The sequence below is a fragment of the Trichocoleus sp. FACHB-46 genome, from assembly GCF_014695385.1.
Taxonomy (GTDB): Bacteria; Cyanobacteriota; Cyanobacteriia; order FACHB-46; family FACHB-46; genus Trichocoleus.
In genome coordinates this window covers 126,703-146,962 of record NZ_JACJOD010000031.1, presented here as the reverse complement: position 1 = coordinate 146,962, position 20,260 = coordinate 126,703, and the positions used below count along the sequence as shown (strand labels likewise).

General features: G+C 48.0%; 13 protein-coding genes. 8 read left to right on the top strand and 5 right to left on the bottom strand.

The genetic code is table 11. The features are described from left to right. Positions 1 to 84: 84 nt before the first annotated feature. The 3 genes from H6F72_RS18720 to surE all read right to left on the bottom strand — a co-directional run bounded on the left by H6F72_RS18720 (position 85) and on the right by surE (position 3,180). Positions 85 to 1,137 (bottom strand): bifunctional riboflavin kinase/FAD synthetase, encoded by a 1,053-nt coding sequence (locus H6F72_RS18720; RefSeq protein WP_190439027.1) that lies wholly within the window; start codon positions 1,135 to 1,137, stop codon positions 85 to 87. A gap of 79 nt (positions 1,138 to 1,216) precedes the next feature. Beyond that, positions 1,217 to 2,128: an MBL fold metallo-hydrolase gene (locus H6F72_RS18715; RefSeq protein WP_190439024.1), complete on the bottom strand. Its 912-nt coding sequence runs from the start codon at positions 2,126 to 2,128 to the stop codon at positions 1,217 to 1,219. A 239-nt stretch (positions 2,129 to 2,367) separates the two neighbouring features. After that, positions 2,368 to 3,180 carry a 5'/3'-nucleotidase SurE gene (gene surE, locus H6F72_RS18710; protein ID WP_190439020.1) on the bottom strand — a complete coding sequence of 271 codons (813 nt, stop codon included), beginning with the start codon at positions 3,178 to 3,180 and terminating at the stop codon, positions 2,368 to 2,370. A gap of 241 nt (positions 3,181 to 3,421) precedes the next feature. Between surE and pheS the strand changes: the two genes are divergently transcribed. Further along, positions 3,422 to 4,423 (top strand): phenylalanine--tRNA ligase subunit alpha, encoded by a 1,002-nt coding sequence (pheS, locus tag H6F72_RS18705; RefSeq protein WP_190439847.1) that lies wholly within the window; start codon positions 3,422 to 3,424, stop codon positions 4,421 to 4,423. A 29-nt stretch (positions 4,424 to 4,452) separates the two neighbouring features. Here the strand turns inward: pheS and H6F72_RS18700 are convergent, their stop codons facing one another. Both H6F72_RS18700 and eno read right to left on the bottom strand, forming a co-directional pair. Beyond that, complete coding sequence (locus tag H6F72_RS18700; protein ID WP_190439017.1) at positions 4,453 to 8,112, bottom strand: EAL domain-containing protein; 3,660 nt, start codon at positions 8,110 to 8,112, stop codon at positions 4,453 to 4,455. Positions 8,113 to 8,606: 494 nt separating this feature from the next. Further along, positions 8,607 to 9,896: a phosphopyruvate hydratase gene (gene eno / locus H6F72_RS18695; RefSeq protein ID WP_190439013.1), complete on the bottom strand. Its 1,290-nt coding sequence runs from the start codon at positions 9,894 to 9,896 to the stop codon at positions 8,607 to 8,609. Positions 9,897 to 10,137: 241 nt separating this feature from the next. On the opposite strand from eno, the gene gloA reads away from it, so the two are divergent. The 7 genes from gloA to rpmB all read left to right on the top strand — a co-directional run bounded on the left by gloA (position 10,138) and on the right by rpmB (position 20,187). Further along, positions 10,138 to 10,575 carry a lactoylglutathione lyase gene (gloA, locus tag H6F72_RS18690; RefSeq protein ID WP_190438998.1) on the top strand — a complete coding sequence of 146 codons (438 nt, stop codon included), beginning with the start codon at positions 10,138 to 10,140 and terminating at the stop codon, positions 10,573 to 10,575. Positions 10,576 to 10,717: 142 nt separating this feature from the next. Then, positions 10,718 to 12,439: an iron uptake porin gene (locus tag H6F72_RS18685; RefSeq protein ID WP_190438994.1), complete on the top strand. Its 1,722-nt coding sequence runs from the start codon at positions 10,718 to 10,720 to the stop codon at positions 12,437 to 12,439. A 77-nt stretch (positions 12,440 to 12,516) separates the two neighbouring features. Beyond that, positions 12,517 to 15,210, top strand: coding sequence for an ATP-dependent chaperone ClpB (clpB, locus tag H6F72_RS18680; RefSeq protein ID WP_190438991.1), 2,694 nt, complete (start codon positions 12,517 to 12,519; stop codon positions 15,208 to 15,210). Between the two features lie 291 nt (positions 15,211 to 15,501). Beyond that, positions 15,502 to 16,524 (top strand): glycosyltransferase, encoded by a 1,023-nt coding sequence (locus H6F72_RS18675; protein WP_190438988.1) that lies wholly within the window; start codon positions 15,502 to 15,504, stop codon positions 16,522 to 16,524. A 2-nt stretch (positions 16,525 to 16,526) separates the two neighbouring features. After that, positions 16,527 to 17,510: a glycosyltransferase gene (locus tag H6F72_RS18670; protein WP_190438986.1), complete on the top strand. Its 984-nt coding sequence runs from the start codon at positions 16,527 to 16,529 to the stop codon at positions 17,508 to 17,510. 192 nt (positions 17,511 to 17,702) lie between these two features. Continuing rightward, positions 17,703 to 19,688 (top strand): molecular chaperone HtpG, encoded by a 1,986-nt coding sequence (gene htpG, locus H6F72_RS18665; RefSeq protein WP_199299175.1) that lies wholly within the window; start codon positions 17,703 to 17,705, stop codon positions 19,686 to 19,688. A gap of 262 nt (positions 19,689 to 19,950) precedes the next feature. Beyond that, positions 19,951 to 20,187, top strand: a complete 237-nt coding sequence (gene rpmB / locus H6F72_RS18660; RefSeq protein WP_190438984.1) for a 50S ribosomal protein L28 — start codon at positions 19,951 to 19,953, stop codon at positions 20,185 to 20,187. Positions 20,188 to 20,260: the final 73 nt, after the last annotated feature.

Sequence of the window (20,260 nt, the reverse complement as noted above, 5' to 3'; positions counted from 1 at the left end):
CGATAGACGTTGGCGCTCAGAGATTGGCTTAGGCACTCGCCTTAAAACTGAGTTTTAAAAGCCTAGGTCTTAGAAGCCTAGGTTCTAAACACTTGGTGCAGTAGCCAAGAGCGATCGCGCTGATAAGCAATCTGCTTGAATCTGAGTCTTTAGCGCCTCTAAGGAAGCAAACTTTTGCTCCGGACGTAAAAAGTACTTCAAGCTGACGATCAACGTCTGTTCATATAAATCCCCGTCCCAATCTAACAAATGAATTTCGACAGTGCGACTAACGCCATTCACTGTAGGACGGTGACCAATATTCATCACTGCTGAGCAAGGGGTCTGTAGGCCGCTCAAGGTGGAGCTTTGAACTTGCACGGCATAAACTCCGTGGCTGGGAAGAAATTTTTCAGGTGGTAGTTGAAGGTTAGCGGTGGGAAATCCAATCGTTCTGCCCAATTGCTGCCCCCATACAACCTGACCCATCAAGCTGTAGGGCCGCCCCAAGAGGCGATTGGCTCGTTGCAGATCTCCGGCTTGCAAAGCTGTACGAATATTGGAACTACTGATTCGCTCGTCTGCACAAGTGCAAAGTGGCACCGTACTAACTGCAATGCCATACGTGGCGGCGATCGCTTGTAAATCTGCGGCAGTTCCAGCGCGTTGCCGTCCGAAGCGAAAGTCAACTCCCACACTAATTTGTTGGGCCTGGAGGCGTTGGACCAGAATTTCTTCGACAAAGGCTTGAGGGCTTAAATCTGCTAACTCGCGATCGAACGGTAGTAGTACAAGCTGACGAACCCCCATTGCCTGGAGTTGCAAAACTTTTTCGTTCAAGGGGGTCAACAAAGCTCTGGGTTGCCCAGAAAAGAATTCTTGAGGGTGGGGATTGAAGGTGACGACTGTAGGGTAAGGCAGCTCAGAATTGGTTTCTGCCGCGATCGCTGCGCTAGGACTGAGCAGCAGACTCTCGTTCGGCTCAGCGATCGTAAACAAATCATCCTTAAAAAAGGAAGTTGTTAGTGGCTGAACGGATGCAACGGAATTTAAGACAGGCTGAATGACCTGCCGATGCCCTCGATGAACGCCATCAAAATTTCCTAGGGCAACAGCGGTTGGTGTTAAGACGGATGTTAGCGAAGAAGTAACCCACACGCTTTACATTTTTACACATAGCGAGAGCTTGTGAACGCAAAGATTTTAGCTAACTTCAGGGGTCTCGCAGTAGAGGCCGTTAAGCGGAGGCAGAAATGGTTGCTTCGACGACTGATTCTGGTTCTAACTCTGCCGCGGGCAACGTAGCCGCAGTGGTGATCTGAATTGATAAGCCTTCCCAAGCCATGAGACTATTCGGAAAAACTCGTGCGACCTGTTCGCCCACCTGATCAAGGAAATCATCGCTGTGGACTGGGTCGTGGTGGAAGATGACCAGCTTTTTGACGCCTGCTGCTTTGGCAATTTTGACGGCTTCTTGCCAAGTGGAATGGCCCCAGCCAACCTTACTGGTCTTGGGTGAGTGGTATTCTTCGTCGGTATAAGTGGCGTCGTAAATCAAAACATCCGCTTCTCTAGCCAACCAGAGCACATTCTCATCTAAGCGGTCTGGAAAATGCTCCGTATCGGTGACGTAAGCGACTGCATGATCTTTCCAAGAAACCCGGTAACCAATGGCTTCCCCAGGGTGATTGAGCGGCGCATTTTCGATCGTAATATCGTCGATTTGCAGAGGCTGACCAACTTCAATGCTTTGAAAATCAAGCTCTGCTCCCATCACTTGTAATGGCACTGGAAAGTTGGGATGCAACATTTGATCATTCAAGCGCTGCTCCACGTCTGAGCCATTCGGGGCGATCGCTCCATAGATATGAAAGCGATTGCCTTTAATAAAGGCAGGGGTAAAGAACGGAAAGCCCTGAATATGGTCCCAATGGGAGTGCGTAAAAAACATGTAGGCTTCTACAGGCATAGCAGATAACATGCTTTGCCCTAGAACCCGGAGGCCAGTGCCGCCATCAAAAATCAAGCGCTGACCATTGATGCGCATTTCAACGCAAGGTGTATTGCCGCCGTAACGAACCGTTTCAGATCCAGGGCAAGCAATACTGCCCCTGACTCCCCAAAAATTAACTGTAAATTGGTTGTGCATGCTCTAGCTGAACTTGATTGCCGATTAATGCGGAGTCCTCTCACGCCCGATGGCTCACTAACCCTCACCCTGGATACTGCGAACAGTGAAATCTATAAATAATTTAGTTTGGAGAAACTCCCTATGATTCCAACTTAATCAAAATTGTTCCCTCTGGTAGTGATCGAAGCCCTATTTTTAAGAGATTCTCAGCACTTAACTCAGAACTTTGAACCGCAAGTAGCTTTTTATTTCTGCTGTTAAAGCGATGGGTAGTCCGGGAAATTTAGTTGCCACTTCTGTAAATTGGTGAGCCCGTCTACAGAAGTTAAGTTGTACTGGAGGGGCGTAACAGTAATGTAATTGTTCCGAATGGCTTGCACATCCGTAATTGCTTCGTTGCCCTCCTTAAGATCGACTTCATCCGTGACATCCTCCAGCAACTCACCCGCCAACCAGTAATAAGTTTTGCCTCTAGGGTCTAGGCGTTTCTGAAAAATGTCTGTGTAACGACGAACTCCTTGGCGAGTGATGGCAACCCCCATAATGTCTGGTTGCGTGACTGCGGGTACGTTCACGTTAAGCAGGACAAGCTTGGGCAAAGGGTGTTGAGTCAGTTGGGTTAATAAGATTTGGGCGAAGCGTACAGCTGGTTGAAATTCTCTACAGCTGAAACTGGTCAAGCTAAAAGCAATGCTAGGAATTCCTTCGAGCACCCCTTCCATGGCTGCTGAGACTGTGCCTGAGTAGAGCACATCAGTGCCAAGATTAGAGCCGTGATTAATGCCGGAGAGCACAAAATCTGGTGGATTGTCCAGGAGGGCTCCTAAAGCCAACTTAACACAATCTGAAGGGGTGCCCGAACAAGCCCAAGCTTTAATGCTGGGATGAAAGACTGATTCAACTTCTTCTGCTCGGATGGGGCTATGCAAAGTTAAGCCGTGGCCTGTAGCCGATCGCTCTCGATCGGGGCAAACGACTGTGACTTCATGACCTGCCTCAGCCATCCCATTCGCTAGGCTACGAATGCCGAGGGCATAAATGCCATCGTCGTTACTAACAAGGAGTCTCATGGAGTAATTCGACGCAATAGTATTGTCAATGGTCTACCAGACTTTGATTGTGCCTGACATCGCAGATTGTGTAACTGCAATGACAAGCCGAAGAGATGATTCTGACGATCGGTTGATGAAACACTACCTGGGAAAACCCTGTCCAAAACAGAACGCTAGCCTCTAAACTGGCATTATGCAGAGCAACGTTTCACGGGTAAGCGCTGCGCTCAAGATTATTGTTTTACGAACAACCCCTAGCATGACTCATCAGACTAGCGATCTGGAAGCCCAATTAGATGCGCTGCGCCAAGAAGGGCAACAGGCGATCGCCACTGCCGAAACTCTGGAGCAATTGGATCAACTCCGTGTCAAGTACCTGGGGAAAAAAGGCCAACTCTCCCAAGCCCTCGGGGGGATGGGTAAGTTACCACCTGAGGAGCGTCCTCGGATTGGGGCTTTGACCAATGAAGTCAAAGAAGCTTTGCAAAACGATTTAGACACTAAGCGCACAGCACTGCAAGCAGCTCAGATTCAAGCCCAATTGGAAGCTGAAACTCTGGATGTGACGATGCCAGGGATGTATCGGCCTCAAGGGCGAATGCACCCGCTGAATAGCACGATTGACCGCGCCTTAGATATTTTTACGGGTTTGGGCTACACCGTGGCTCAAGGCCCAGAGATGGAAACAGACTACTACAACTTTGAAGCTCTGAACTTCCAGCCAGACCATCCCGCTCGGGATATGCAGGATACGCTGTATTTGACGGATGGGAATTTGTTGCGGACCCACACCTCGACGGTGCAAATTCGCTACATGGAAGAAAACGACCCCCCTATCCGCGTGGCAGTACCGGGGCGGGTGTATCGTCGTGACACAGTAGACGCGACTCACTCTGCTGTCTTTCACCAAATTGAAATTCTGGCAGTGGATGAAGGACTAACTTTCTCGGATCTCCGAGGCACAATTAAAGTCTTTCTGGAAGCCATGTTTGGCGATGTGCCCATCCGTTTTCGTCCCAGTTTCTTCCCCTTTACCGAACCTTCGGCAGAAGTAGATGTGCAGTGGAAAGGTCGCTGGTTAGAAGTTCTCGGTTGTGGAATGGTTGACCCTAACGTGCTCAAAGCTGTCGGTTATGACCCGGAAGTTTACACGGGTTTCGCGGCTGGCTTTGGGGTGGAGCGTTTAGCGATGGTCCTGCACCAGATTGACGATATTCGGCGGCTTTACAACAGCGATCTGCGATTTTTACGTCAGTTCTAGCCAGATAGATCATCGTTAAACTCAGCGCTTTAAACTTGAGCAGTAACTCGATCTTGCGAAATCGTTGGAGGTGGACATTGCAGCCGATGGTTTCGCAAGAAGACTGTGGCTTCTGAGACTGCTAAGGGAGCACTGAGCAAGTAACCCTGGATGGTTTGGCATTGTAGCGATCGCAACCGTTCCAGCTGAGCTTGAGTTTCCACTCCCTCGGCAATTACATTGAGATTTAGCCCCTGCCCTAAAGCAATTACCGCACTGACAATGGCAGCATCCTGGGGACTAAGCGATAAATCTCGAATGAAAGACTGATCAATTTTGAGTGTATGGAGGGGAAATTTCTTCAGATACCCTAATGAAGAGTAACCTGCGCCAAAATCATCCATTGCCAAGGAAACTCCCATTTTGTTTAAGTCATGCAAAACTTCACAAGTAGAGTCGGCATTTTGCATGACGGTCGTTTCAGTAATTTCAAGTTCTAAAAATTCAGGCCCAAGCTCAGTTTCGGCGAGAGTGCGAGCGACGATTCCGACCAGTTCAGGTTGCTGAAATTGCCGCGCTGATAGGTTGACAGAAACCCGCGATCGCATGAAGCCTGCCTGATGCCATTGCTTTGCTTGCTGACAAGCGGTTCGCAGCACCCACTCTCCAATGGCAACGATTAAACCATTTTCTTCGGCCAATGGAATAAATGCTTTCGGGTCTAGTAACCCCAGTTCCGGATGCTGCCACCGCACCAAAGCTTCCATGCAAGTAATTTGCTGGTTGGTTAGGTTGATTTGCGGTTGGTAGTAGACTACAAACTCCCCTCGTTCTAGGGCATGGTGGAGATTGCTTTCTAGCTCCAACCGAGCCGATGCCTGAGCGTTAAGAGCCGCAGTATAGAACTGGTAGTTGTTTCGTCCTTGGGCTTTGGCTTGATAAAGGGCAGCATCGGCGTTTCTTAAGAGTGTAGGAACGTCTTCGCCATCTTGCGGATACAGGGCGATGCCGATGCTGCTAGTGATGTATAGCTCATGTCCCTCTAGGGTAAAAGCAGGTCTAAGCGCTTCTAACACCCGTCGGGCAATTCTGCTGGCGTCTTCAGGACAGCTCAAATCTGGCAGTAGCAGCGTAAACTCATCGCCGCCCCAACGAGCCACAATATCTTCCTCGCGTAGACAACTGGCAATGCGCTGCGCCGACAACTGCAAAAGCTGATCTCCTACCGCATGCCCTAGAGTGTCGTTGATTGCCTTGAAGCGATCTAAATCCAGAAACATCACGGCTACGTTTTTGTCACTGCACCGCGCTTGGGTGAGTGATGGCAATAACCAGTTGTTGAAGCAAATGCGATTGGGTAGCCCAGTCAGTAAGTCGTGAAAGGCTTGATAACGAATTGTGGCTGCTGCTTGCTCTCGTTTCAAAGCTCCGCCAATACTGGCAGCCATTGCAATCAAAATGGATTCTTCACTCTTCGACCAGCAGCGTTCTGTCGTACAGTCGTCAAAGCCGATGTAACCCCAAAAGTGCTGATCAATCAGAATTGGTACCATTAAAATCGCCAGAATTTGATCCCGCTCTAGGAGGTTCTGCTCCACCAGAGGAAAATCACAAGTAATCCCGCTAATCGATTGGCCTGTAGATAAAGCTTCGTACCAGCGGCTAAGACCAGATTCTCGGTAAGGTTGATTTTGCCAATAGGATTGGTGAATTGTTGGAGCGATCGCCTCGTGAGTCCATTCAAATCGCATACTCATCGCCACCTCAGTAGTAATGGGATGCGGATGATTTTCATAGATATAAACGCGATCAACTCCTGCTGCCGTGCCTAGAGTTGCTAGTGCTGCTGCGATCGCGGCGTCGCAGTTAGGATTGGTCAATAGGTGCTGAGTCGCTTCTGCCACGCCTTGCAGTAGACTTTCTCGCTTGTGTAGTTCTGCCTCTGCTTGTTTACGAGCACTGATATCTTCAACAGTCCCTTCGTAGCCAATGAGTTGGCCTTGGTCATCCCGAATAGTTCGAGCATTTTCGGAAATCCAAATAATCGTGCCGTCCTTGCGGTAGATCTGAGACTCAAATCCCCACACAGCTTCTTGGGTTTGAATCCGCTGCATGAATTCAGCTCGACTGCTGGGATCGACATAAAGTTGATGCTGGATATCCGTTAAGGTGACCATCAACTCTTCTGAGGAATCGTAGCCGTAAATCTTTGCCAACATCGGGTTGGCAGTTAAATATTGCCCATTCGTCGTGGTCTGAAAAATACCTTCAACTGCGTTTTCAAAAATACTGCGATACTTTGCTTCGGCTTGCCGTAGGGCTTCCTCAGCTTGCTTGCGCTCGGTAATATCTTTGACTGCTCCTAAAATTCGTACGACTCGTTGTTGCTCAGCATCCCATTCCGGTCGAGCATAATCACGTAGCCAACAAATCGCGCCCGTTTTATTCACAATGCGATATTCCAGAATACTAGGCTGATTAGCTGAGATCTGCTGGGCAAAAGGGTAGGTCAAGGCTAAATCTTCTGGGTGAATCAAGCTGACCCAACCGCCCAAGGCATTTATCTCATCCAGCGTGTAGTCAGTGATGCGATAAAAGGCTTCAGTGGCCCATTCAGTCACCAATTCGCCGTCCGGTTCAATCCGGACTGAGTAAACATAGTCAGAGGCCATGCCCGAAATAGCCCGATGTCGTGCTTCACTCTCCCGCAGACACTGCTCGGCTTGTTTGCGCTCTGTAATGTCTTCCATCAGACCCAAGAGTCCAATAACCTGACCCTCTGCGTTATGAATGGGCAATTTATTCACATGCATCCAGACTTGGCGGCCATCTTGATGCTGCTTAGATTCAACAATGTCTAGCTCTGGGACTCCAGTTGCGATAATGCGTCGGTCTTGCTCCAAATAATACTCAATCTCTGGCGGCGTCCAAGGTAGCTGATCGTCAGTCTTGCCAATTGCCGCGGTGGGTTGGGTCAGACCTGCCAACTCTGCCCAACTCTTGTTACAGCCTAGATAAACAGATTGAGTATCTTTCCAAAAAATGTACTGAGGAATGTTGTCTAGAACGAGCCGCAAAAACTCTTGTTGCTCTTTCAAGGCTCTTTCGGCTCGCTTAAGTTGCAAGATTGCACCTAACTGAGCAGTTACAGCAGTCACCAATTCCACTAGGCGCTGGTCTTCGGAGCAAGCTTCAAACATAAAGAAGATCAAGACCGCAACCACTTCCCCTCTCGCCAGAATAGGCATTGCCAGCCCTGCTTTGAGCTTTGCCTCCAGAGCAATTTCAGTCCTCAAAAAGCTCGTTGAGGCTTCCTGAGATACATCTTGAATCCATTCTGGTTTCTGCTTAGCCCAAACCCGCCCAGGCAACCCTACTCCTGGCTGGAAATGTATCGCTTGACTCAGTGCTCTAAATTTATCTAGTGAAGTAGATTCGTTATACCAAGCCGAACTACATTCCAATCTGGTTTGTGTGGGATCGGGGAGCCAAGCTTCTCCATACCTCCACCCCGTGGCTTCGCATACCTGTTGAAGTGCCACCTGCAAAGCCGTTGCTAAGTCTGGAGATTCACTAATGGCTAACGAAAGGGTTTGTAGAAGTTTAGCTTCTGCCTCAACCTGCGGGAGTTGAAAATTTGACTTGGTCAGGCTCTGACTTGCATCCACAGAATTTTGTTGCTCAACCATGTCTTTAGAAGTGCTGTTCACTGCCAGAGTTGGAATGCCCGAACCAAGAAAACTAGGACAAGTGTAATTTTTTTTACCTACCCTACTCCTATTCAAACGGGAAAATTTAGACTTGTCAGCAACAAACTACACAAAACATCGGCTGCAAACCGTCTCAATTGCAGCTTTCAGTTGAACAAGAAGTAGTATCGTTATATTTTTTTAGGAATTTCTAATAAAGCTAGAATTCTGTTAAGTCAGGCTTTGATGACATAAGGAATTTGGCAAGATGAACCGCGATCGCCCCCATCCCAGCTTGTCTCAATCTCAGCAAAAAGGCACCCACCTACTGAAAGGAAGATGCCTCTTCATTGTAAACACTAACTCAAAAAGCCCTTCTGGAGGGGGTCTGGGGGACGCAGCCGTCCCTCAGCGGGGGTTTGGGGGCAGTTGCCCCCAAGGGTTCGGTTCTCAGGAGTTAATCCGATAACCCCTCAAAACCCCTCAAAGCCAATAACTTGATCGAGCCTACTTCTTTACCGAGGCCCCAAGCCAATCGCCCCCGCATAAATCGCCTGCTTACCCAGCTCATCCTCAATCCGGAGTAGACGGTTGTACTTCGCTACCCGCTCACTACGGCAGAGCGATCCCGTCTTAATTTGACCCGCACGAACCGCTACAGCCAAATCCGCGATCGTCGTATCTTCCGTTTCACCAGAACGGTGACTGATGACGGAGCGATAACTGTTCCGAGTAGCCAGATCGATCGCTTGCAACGTTTCTGTTAAGGAGCCAATCTGATTCAGCTTAATCAAAATTGAATTGCCTGCCTTCTGGTCGATCCCCTGCTGTAGACGAGTGGGATTGGTAACAAACAAATCATCCCCGACGAGCTGCACGCGATCGCCCAACTTCTGAGTTAGCAACTGCCAATGCTGCCAATCATCTTCGTGCAAGCCGTCTTCAATCGAGATGATCGGGTACTGACCTGCCAACTTAGCCAGATAATCAACCATCTCGGCTGGCGTATGAGCAGCGCCATCATACACGTACTGACCGTCTTTGTAGAGTTCGCTCGCAGCCACATCCAGCGCCAATGCTACTTGCTCTCCAGGCTTGTAACCCGCTTTCTCGATCGCGGCTATCAACAAATCTAAAGCCGCCTGATTAGACGCTAAGTTGGGGGCAAAACCACCTTCATCCCCTACTCCAGTTAACAATCCCTGAGCCTTTAAGACGTTGCTGAGCGAGGAAAACACTTCTGCGCCCCAGCGCAAAGCTTCACGAAATGAGGAAGCCCCAATCGGGACAATCATGAATTCCTGAATATCCACATTATTGTCTGCGTGCGCCCCCCCATTAATCACGTTCATCAGAGGCACAGGCAGCAAGTTCGCGAGTGGCCCACCCAAGTAACGGTAGAGCGGTAGACCTAAAGCTTCGGCACCCGCTTTAGCTGTAGCGAGAGAGACCCCTAAGATGGCATTTGCGCCCAGATTAGCTTTATTTTGCGAGCCATCCAGGTCAATCATGGCGCGATCGATCGCTTCTTGATTTAGCGCATTGCAACCGATTAAGCGAGGGGCAATTTCTTCCACCACGTTTTGCACTGCTTTCTGTACGCCCTTGCCGCCGTAACGGCTTGAGTCTCCATCGCGTAATTCATGCGCCTCGAAGCTCCCTGTTGAGGCACCACTGGGAACCTGTGCAACTCCAACAGCACCATTCTCCAGATACACTTCCGCTTCAATAGTTGGGCGTCCGCGTGAATCTAGAATTTCGCGAGCCCGAATGGAGTAAATGGCGGTCTCTGGCGTATCAATCATTCCCTCTGTACCCTCTGAATAAGCAGAATTGCAACTGGCTTCAACCGGGCGGTATGTTCACGATTCACCCGCTGGCGCTCAGCCTAAAATGGCAAACAGCCCGATTGTTAGAATACGTCCAAACGGACACCCAAGAGTGATCTTAGAGAGGTCTGGATTTTAGACTGGTAGTTTTACTTACGGATCTGCTAAAGATTCCGCTGAGTGCTTGAATAAAAAATGTGAAGCAGGGAAAAGAATTATGCGACTACTCCACACGATGCTACGGGTTGGCGACTTGGAAGAATCACTCAGATTCTATTGCGACATCTTAGGCATGAAGTTGCTGCGTCGTAAAGACTATCCTGGTGGTCAATTTACGCTAGCCTTCGTGGGCTACGGTGACGAAATTGACCATACAGTGATTGAGCTGACTCACAACTGGGGAGTAGAGCAATACAATCTCGGTGATGCTTATGGCCATATTGCCATTGGTGTGGATGATATTTATGCCACCTGCAACACCATCAAGGAGCGTGGCGGTAAGGTGGTGCGCGAGCCAGGTCCAATGAAACATGGCTCCACCGTGATTGCTTTTGTCGAAGATCCTAGTGGCTACAAAGTTGAATTAATTCAATTAGCGGCGCAGAACGCAGCGCCGGCACAGCAAACCACAGAACCTGCGACTACAGCTCACTAGATACCTGGCGGGATGCGGTCTTCCCTTGCCTAAATAACGAGTCAACAACCTGTAAAGGTCAGCTAAAGGTCAACGTTAAGTTCCGGTTTTTAGTTGCTGTTCTGGAACTTCCTGAATAGCAACCCTTTGAAGGAGTGGCAGAGTGAGGAGAATCAATTGGGTCGCTGGAGGTCTTGGCAGCCTTAGTCTTCTAGCACAATTTTCGCTGAAGGCTGAGGCTGAATTACCTCATAGCTCAAATTCATCTTTAGATTTAGCCGTTGATACACTTTCGCCACCTCTGCGGCTCCCATCTAGAGTTGACATTTTTAACTCTGCTGCTCTAGCGAAAGCTGAAATTGAAAATGGCTCAACGCTACTAGAATTTGCACCTGATCCAGCGATCGCCCCCGCTAAATTCACTCAGTCAATTGCTCAGTTGCCCTCAAGTTTCTCTAATCCAACCGCACCTGTGGCCGATAGCTTAGCGACAGATGACTCTGCGATGGCTCAGATCAATTCTGTGTCAGAGCTGTCAGATGTGCAGCCGACTGACTGGGCCTATCAAGCCCTGAAATCTTTGGTTGAGCGCTATGGCGTAGTCACAGGTTATTCAGATGGCACCTTCCGAGGACAGCGAGCGCTCACTCGCTACGAGTTTGCTGCCATTCTCAACGCTGTTTTTGTCAAGGTTAATGACTTAATTACCACCAATCAAGCTAGCGACCTAGATCCGGAGGATATTGAGACCTTACGGCAGCTTCAGAGTACCTTCAGCCCAGCTTTGAATGACTTGCGCGATCGCTTAGCTGATTTAGATGGGCGCACGAGCGAGTTGGAAGCCAATCAGTTCTCGACCACTACCAAACTGCAAGGCCAAGCCATTTTTGCGCCCACAATAGGAACCCAAGCCCCACTGGAGTTGGTTTCGCGGGTGCGGCTAGATTTATTAACCACTCTGCAACCCAATGCCCTGCTGTTGACGCAACTAGAAATGGGCAACGGTAGAACTGATGCGATCGGTGAAGTGCACAATCGCGATCAAAATTTGCTGGGAACCACAGGTCTATTAGCTGATGGTGGGGGAGTAGAGTACGCCGAAGTGACTGAGACGCCTCGGATACGTAAGCTTTACTACACGTTTCGACCTCAACCGAATTTGGCTGTCAGTATTGGCCCCAAAATCGTGCCTAGCGATTTTATTGACCGCAATCCCTTCGCCAACAACTCAGGCGTTGATTTTAGCTCTGGCTTTTTCGTCAATAATCCTTTGATTGTGCAAAACCAGATTGACCGCTTTGGGGGTGCTGGTATTGCCTTAGATTGGCAACTCTCTGATTCATGGGCACTGCGATCGCTCTATGCCGCAGCGGATGGCAATAACCCCCAACAAGGCGGTTTATTTAGCGATCGCAGTCAAGGCAGTGTCGAGCTGGAATATTCGATTAATTCCGCTAGCAGTGTCCAGTTGCAATATACAAGTGCTACCCTCAACGACACGCAGATTGAAGCGGCTGGGATCAACGCCCAATGGGCCATTGACCGAACAGTTGCCGTGTTTGGTCGTTATGGCTTTGGGTCGTACCAGGGGTTTAATTCGGTTTTAGCCCAAAACTTAGATCTTCATCCTCAAACCTGGGCCTTGGGAGTCGTGTTTCGCAATCTTGTGATTCCAGGTTCATTGGCTGGAGCTGCTGTGGGTCAGCCTTTCATCACTAGCAACTTGGGAGATGCTACGCAAACCAATTTTGAATTGTTCTACAATCTCTCCATCAATGAGCATTTTAGTGTGACACCCACTTTCATGCTCGTGACTAATCCTAATAACAACGCTACGAATCCTGACATTTGGCAGAGTACGCTCCGGACTGTCTTCACCTTTTAGCAGGTGAGATGGCGCAGGGCAGGTTGTTATACTAAACGTCTGGGGACAAGCCTTTTTACAGGAATTCTTTTTAGAACATGCAGCCCACCGACTCTAGCAAATTCACTGACAAAGCCTGGGAAGCGATCGTTAAGTCTCAGGAAGTGGCCCGTCGCTTCAAACACCAACAGCTAGAGGTGGAGCATTTAGTCGTTGCTCTCTTGCAGCAGGATGGACTGGCGAGCAAAGTGTTTGATCGCGCGGGCGTGGATTCAGCCCGACTCCTTCTGCAATTAGAAGAATTTGCCCAACGCCAACCCCGCGTTACAGACGATGGGCAACTTTATCTAGGTCGGGGGCTAGATTTGCTGACTGACCGGGCCGAAGCCACACGAGAATCCTGGCAAGATGGTTTCATCTCAGTTGAGCACCTACTCATTGGCTTTGCCGAAGACGAACGCATTGGTCGGCGCTTGCTCAAAGCAGTCAATCTGGATGCCAAGCAACTAGAAACCGTAATCAAGACCGTTCGAGGCAGCCAAAAGGTGACAGATCAAAGCCCTGAGTCTCGCTACGCTGCCCTAGAGAAATATGGTCAAGACCTGACAGAACAAGCGAAATCGGGCAAGTTAGATCCTGTAATTGGTCGCGATGACGAGATTCGTCGAGTGGTTCAAGTACTATCACGCCGCACCAAGAATAACCCTGTCCTGATTGGGGAACCCGGTGTCGGTAAAACAGCGATCGCTGAAGGACTAGCTCAGCGCATTGTCAACGGCGATGTGCCAGAATCCCTCAAAAACCGTAAGCTGATTTCGCTCGATATGGGCAGCTTGATCGCAGGCGCGAAGTATCGCGGTGAATTTGAAGACCGCCTGCGAGCTGTCTTGCGCGAAGTCATGGACTCCGACGGGCAAATTGTCCTCTTCATTGATGAACTCCACACCGTAGTCGGTACTGGCGCCAGCCAAGGCACCATGGATGCAGGCAACTTGCTGAAGCCCATGCTAGCTCGTGGGGAATTGCGCTGTATCGGTGCCACCACGCTTGATGAGTACCGCAAATACATCGAGAAAGATGCAGCCCTAGAACGGCGTTTCCAGCAGGTTGTGGTTAATCAGCCTAGCGTTGAAGACACCATTTCTATCCTGCGTGGCCTTAAAGATCGCTACGAAACTCACCACGGCGGGGTCAAAATTACCGATGCTGCCTTAGTGGCAGCGGCGACTTTATCCGATCGCTACATTGCCGATCGCTTCTTACCCGATAAAGCAATCGACTTAATCGATGAAGCTGCAGCCAAGCTCCGGATGGAGATCACCTCTAAGCCCGTTGAGTTGGAAGCAATTGATCGGCGTTTGATGCAGCTAGAGATGGAAAAGCTGTCTCTAGAAAATGAGGGCCAACGCGCGATCGCAGGTGGCTACCGCACTTCACGGGAACGACTGACCCGAATTGAGCAAGAAATTACAGAGCTGAGTGAAAAACAGCAACAGCTTGCGGGCCAGTGGCAAACTGAGAAAGAAGCCCTAGAAGGCATCAAAGCTCTGAAGATGGAGGAAGACCAACTTAGAGTCCAAATTGAGCAGGCGGAGCGGGCTTACGACCTCAACAAAGCGGCTCAACTGAAGTACGGTCGTTTAGAGTCGGTGCAACGCGATCGCGAAGCTAAAGAAGCGCAACTCCTAGAGATTCAATCTCGTGGCTCTGGCCTCTTGCGAGAGCAAGTCACCGATGCTGATATTGCTGAGATTGTCGCCAAGTGGACTGGCATCCCTGTTAACCGTCTCCTAGAATCAGAGCGGCAAAAACTGCTCCAGCTAGAATCCTACCTACATCAACGAGTTGTGGGCCAAGATGAAGCGGTGGAGTCAGTATCCTCGGCAATTCGTCGAGCTAGAGCAGGGATGAAAGATCCCGGTCGTCCCATAGGTTCTTTCCTCTTCATGGGGCCGACTGGAGTTGGTAAAACTGAACTAGCTCGCGCCTTAGCCCAATCTCTGTTTGACACCGATGACGCCTTGGTGCGCCTTGACATGTCGGAGTACATGGAAAAGCACTCAGTTTCTCGACTCGTCGGTGCGCCTCCAGGTTACGTTGGCTACGAAGAAGGGGGGCAGTTATCTGAAGCAGTCCGACGCCATCCCTACTCTCTAGTACTGCTTGATGAAGTCGAAAAAGCCCATCCAGACGTATTCAACATCTTGCTGCAAGTGCTCGATGATGGTCGTATCACCGATTCCCAAGGCAGGTTAGTTGACTTCCGCAACACTGTGATTGTCATGACCAGCAACATTGGCAGCGATCACATCTTGGATGTCTCAGGGGATGATTCTAAGTACGAACAGATGCGGGTTCTAGTTCTACAAGCCCTGCGATCGCACTTCCGCCCCGAATTCCTCAACCGCGTGGATGACATCATTCTGTTCCATCCGCTCAATCTTGGTGAACTGCGTCAAATTGTCGGTATTCAGATCAAACGCATTCAAAAACTTCTATCCGATCAAAAAATCACGCTAGAACTTACAGAAGCAGCACAAAATTATATTGCAGATACAGGCTACGATCCCGTTTATGGTGCTCGTCCCCTCAAGCGTGCTATTCAGCGAGAACTTGAAAATCCGATCGCTAACAAGCTGCTAGAAAACACGTTTACAGAGGGGGATACTATCGTGATTGATTTAGCGAACAATACCTTAACGTTTACCAAAAAAGACCTGGATTCTACGGTTGAAGCTGTACCCTCATCTTCTTATTCAAGTTTGGCTCAGTCAGCTAAAACCAAATCCTAACTTCGAGAAAATAAGTTACTCTGTCAATGGGTAAGCACCAGCAATAGTCTTAACCCATTGACAGAAATCTTCAAGTCAGGTTCGTTGGTCAGCGCGATCGCCAATTTAGCATCATTTTTAAGTGTCAAATTTTTGCTGATACTTGAAGTGGACTGTATTCCTATAAAAATATTTACACTTTCTTTAAGGAAAAATACATTAATTGAACGGATTTATGTTGTAGCTTAAGCTTGGAAATCATAAAACTAGCTAAAGATTACTCCGTCAGGTAATTATTGAGAGCTACACCCCATGCCGCTAATCTCTGTTGTGATACCAGCTTATAATGCAGAGAAAACAATTAAGGCAACTATTGGCTCAGTTTTAAGCCAAACATTCTTAGACTTCGAGCTTATTGTTATCAATGATGGCTCTTTAGATACAACAGCAGACATTGTTTCAAATATTCAAGATTCTCGAATTAAGTTGATTTCTCAACCTAATTCTGGTCCTCAAAAAAGTCGCAATCGTGGTATCTGTGAAGCTCAAGGAGAGTATCTTGCTTTCCTTGATGCAGATGATTTGTGGACTCCTGAAAAACTAGAAGCCCAGTTAAAATCACTACGAGCAAATCCAGATGCTGCTGTAGCTTATAGCTGGACTAATTGGATTGATGAAACAGGACAGTTTTTAAGGCGAGGAGCTTATATTAGTGCGACAGGGAATGTTTATGAAAAGTTGCTGCTAATTGATTTTGTCGAAAGTGGCTCTAACCCATTAGTGCTTAGGCGGGCACTAGATCACGTTGGTTATTTTGACGAGTCACTCGTAGGAGGTCAAGATTGGGATATGTGGCTTCGGCTTGCCGCTTGCTATCCATTTACAGTGGTTACTTCCCCCCAAATTTTATATAGAAAATATCCCAATTCCAATTCTTGGTCAAATAATGTAGAACGACAAGAGCTAGGTTTTCAGCGAGTGATTGAAAAAGCTCTAGCTCAAGCTCCGGAAGCAATTCAATGTCGTAGAAAAGATATTCTGGCTAACCGCTATAAGTGTTTGGTCGTAGACGCCTTAGAACGGCCAGCAGGACAAAAACGTGGCTTGACAGCGGCTCGATTTCTTTGGGTGGCGATTCAAAACGATCCAGCTTTGTTACGAGCAAAAGTTTTAGTCAAATTGATTTTTAGGACTACTGCTGTTATTTTCTTGCCACCTGAGCTAGCTCAAGCCCTATTGCTAAAAGCTGGAAAATTTTTAGATGTTAGAGCTTTGTATGGCTATCTTCGAATTGATCCATCTGCGTCGTCGCCTACTTCAGCGGAACTCACCTAACTATGCCCCTAGTTTCTGTGATCATCCCAGCCTTTAACAGCGAAAAAACGATTCGAGAAACAATTGATTCAGTTCTACATCAAACACTGAGTAATGTTGAAATCATTGTTATTAACGATGGCTCTCAAGATTCAACGCTAGAAGTTGCTGCTAGTATTTCGGATGTTCGCCTCAAAATATTTTCCTACAATAATGCTGGAGTATCGGCCAGTCGCAACCGTGGTTTGATTCATGCTTCGGGCGATTATATTGCATTTCTTGATGCCGATGACTTGTGGACTCTTGATAAGCTACAAACTCAGCTAGAAGCCCTTCAAAGTCATCCTAAGGCTGTAGTAGCTTATAGTTGGACTGATTGGATTGATGAATCTGGCCAATTTCTACGGCATGGTGGACATATCACAGAAAATGGTGACGTTCACAAGCAATTGTTGTTAAGGGATTTCATTGAAAGTGGCTCTAATCCTTTAATTCTTAAACAGGCGCTGATTGAAGTAGGAGGCTTCAATGAAACCTTAAGTGCTGCTGCAGATTGGGATATGTGGTTGCGCCTAGCAGCGCGTTATGAGTTTGTAGCAGTACCATCTGCTCAAGTTTTATACCGAGTTTCTTCGCAATCGATGTCTGCTAATGTCTGGAAGATGGAGGCTGAAAGCAAGCAAGTTATTGAACGTGCGTTTACTCAAGTGCCTGACTCTCTGTCCTTGAAACGGCAGGTACTAGCTCAGCGCTACCAGTATTTGACCCTCAAAGCTTTAGAAGGCTCTCTCGATCGTTACCGTGGCATTACAGCAGCACGATTCTTTAAAGAAGCAGTTCGTAATAACCCCAAGTGGTTAGGTCGCATTCGGTTAATGGTAGTTATTTTGGGAAAAATTGCGATCGCAATTTTGTTACCCGCTCATTCTGCTCAAGGAATGCTCAAAGCAATCAAGCAATGGGTTCGCAAAAGCAGAGGCCTCTCAGAACCTCAGCAAGTAAAATAGTGTAGGTTCAACTCTATAGAGTAGGGAAAACCGAATCGGCTTAGGTGGGGCAATCCCGGAATCGAAATTTAGAGCGATCGCCCACAATCATAAGAGGCAGGTAGTGTAAGTACTCTTTAACCTAGTCTTTTACTTGCTTGCGCCTTCATAACTTCAAACACAGTTCATCCAACCGTCCACTGGACTAGACTCATGGCAACCATTCTGGAACAGGGCAACATCAGTATTCATACTGAGAACATCTTTCCAATTATCAAGAAGTGGCTTTACTCAGACCACGAAATCTTTCTGCGAGAACTGATCTCAAATGCGGTTGATGCAATTCAGAAGCTAAAGATGGTTTCTTATGCTGGAGAGTTCTCTGGCGAGGCAGGAGAGCCAGAAATCCAAATCACGCTTGATAAAGACAAGAAAACCCTCTCTGTCTCTGATAACGGAATTGGCATGACTGCGGAGGAGGTCAAGAAGTACCTCAACCAAGTAGCATTCTCTAGCGCTGAAGAATTCGTTGAAAAGTACAAGAACTCCACTGATCAACAAATCATTGGTCACTTTGGGCTGGGATTTTATTCCTCGTTCATGGTGGCCGCGCGGGTTGATGTTGACACACTTTCTTATCGAGAGGGTTCTCAAGCCGTTCATTGGTCCTGCGATGGCTCAACCGAGTTTAGCCTTGAAGAATCCGATCGGGCTCAACGAGGAACTACGGTAACTTTAACCCTACAAGAGGAGGAGTTAGAGTATCTGGAGCCTTACCGAATTAAGCAGTTAGTAAAAACTTACTGCGACTTTATGCCAGTGCCCATCAAGCTGGATGGAGAGCAAATTAATCGACAAAAAGCTCCTTGGAAAGAGTCTCCTAGTAACCTGACCAAAGAAGATTATTTAGAGTTTTATCGTTATCTCTATCCTTTCCAAGAAGAGCCTCTATTGTGGGTGCATCTCAATACTGATTACCCCTTTGTTGTCAATGGCATTCTTTACTTTCCTAAGTTGAAGCCAGATGTAGACGTTACTAAGGGCCAAATCAAGCTATTTTGCAACCAAGTATTTGTTAGTGACAATTGCGAAGAAGTCATTCCTCGATTCCTATTGCCTCTGCGGGGTGTGATTGACAGCGTTGATATTCCGCTGAATGTTTCCCGTAGCTTTTTACAAAACGATCGCACGGTCCGGAGAATTGCGGACTATATCGCTAAGAAAGTGGGCGATCGCCTGAAAGAACTCTACCGAGACAATCGGGAAGAGTATGTTCGCTGCTGGCAAGACTTAGGAACTTTCGTCAAATTTGGCTCCATCAACGACGACAAGTTCAAGAAGCAAGTTGAAGATATTTTGATCTATCGCTCCACTGCTGAGTTGAAACCAACTACTGCTGAAACGCCTGCGGTTGAAGTGCAGTCTGAAGAAGGCGACGCCTGGCAAACAGTAACTCCTGCTTCAGAAGCTAGTCCTGGACCTTCCTACACCACTATCAAAGAGTATCTAGAGCGTAATCAATCGCGCCACGAGAATCGAGTTTTTTACTGCACGGATGAAGTGACTCAAGCTACTTATGTAGAGTTGCATAAGAAGCAGGGGTTAGAAGTCCTCTTTATGGACTCTTTCATCGATACCCACTTCATTAGTTTCTTGGAGCGAGAGTATTCTGAGGTTAAGTTCTCGCGTGTAGACTCTGACCTCGATGACACTCTGATTGAAAAGGATCAGGCGGCTGATATTGTTGACCCGAAAACGAATCAGACTCGCGGTGAGCAACTGAAGGAATTATTCCAGAAAGCACTCAACCGGCCCAAGCTAATTATTCGCACCGAAAGTTTGAAATCGGACGATCCCAAAGGCACTCCCCCAGCGATCGTGCTTTTGCCAGAAGCTTTGCGTCGCTTGCAAGAGATGAACGCTTTGATGCAACAGCAACTAGCTCAGTTTCCCGAAGAGCATGTCCTGCTGGTGAACACGGCTCATCCCTTGATTCAAAATCTAATTAATCTGAACCAAGGCAGCATTATTCAAGCTGAAGGACAATCTGCTTCCAACGAACTAGCAGATATGATTTGTCAGCATGTCTACGACTTAGCCTTAATGTCTCAGAAAGGATTTGATGCTGAAGGTATGAAGGCGTTTGTAGAACGCTCTAACGAAGTGCTAACTCGCCTAACAGAGCAGGCAGCGAAGTAGACCAGATCCCAGAAGCTACGACTTAAATGACGTCCGACGTTGTTTGTAAGAGAGGCGATCGCCTCTCTTTTTACTTTTAAGCCTGCCTTCCTAGCTGTAGAGGCAGACAAACGCTTCGGGAGGCAATTCTAATGAGACGACTGGCGATCGCGCTTCTAAATTCTAAAGTGCCGAAAAACTACCAATTGTTTGGACTCAATTGAAGCGTTGTATACAATAAGAGACTGCACCTAAATTTACAAAGTTCAGGACTGGAGTTTACATGTCTCGCAAATGCCAACTGACCGGCAAGAAGGCAAACAACGCCTACGCCGTTTCTCACTCTCACCGTCGTACCAAAAAGCTGCAAGAAGTTAACCTACAGTGGAAACGCATCTGGTGGGCTGAAGGTAATCGCTGGGTTCGTCTCCGACTATCGACCAAAGCCATCAAAACTTTGGAGCACAAGGGTCTGGCAGCGATGGCGAAAGAAGCAGGTCTTAACCTCAACCATCACTAAAGCTCGTTCTCTTGAGCTAGTACGCCTGTAGGGTTTCTCATCAACCCTTACAGGCTTTTTTCTTAGTAGAGAA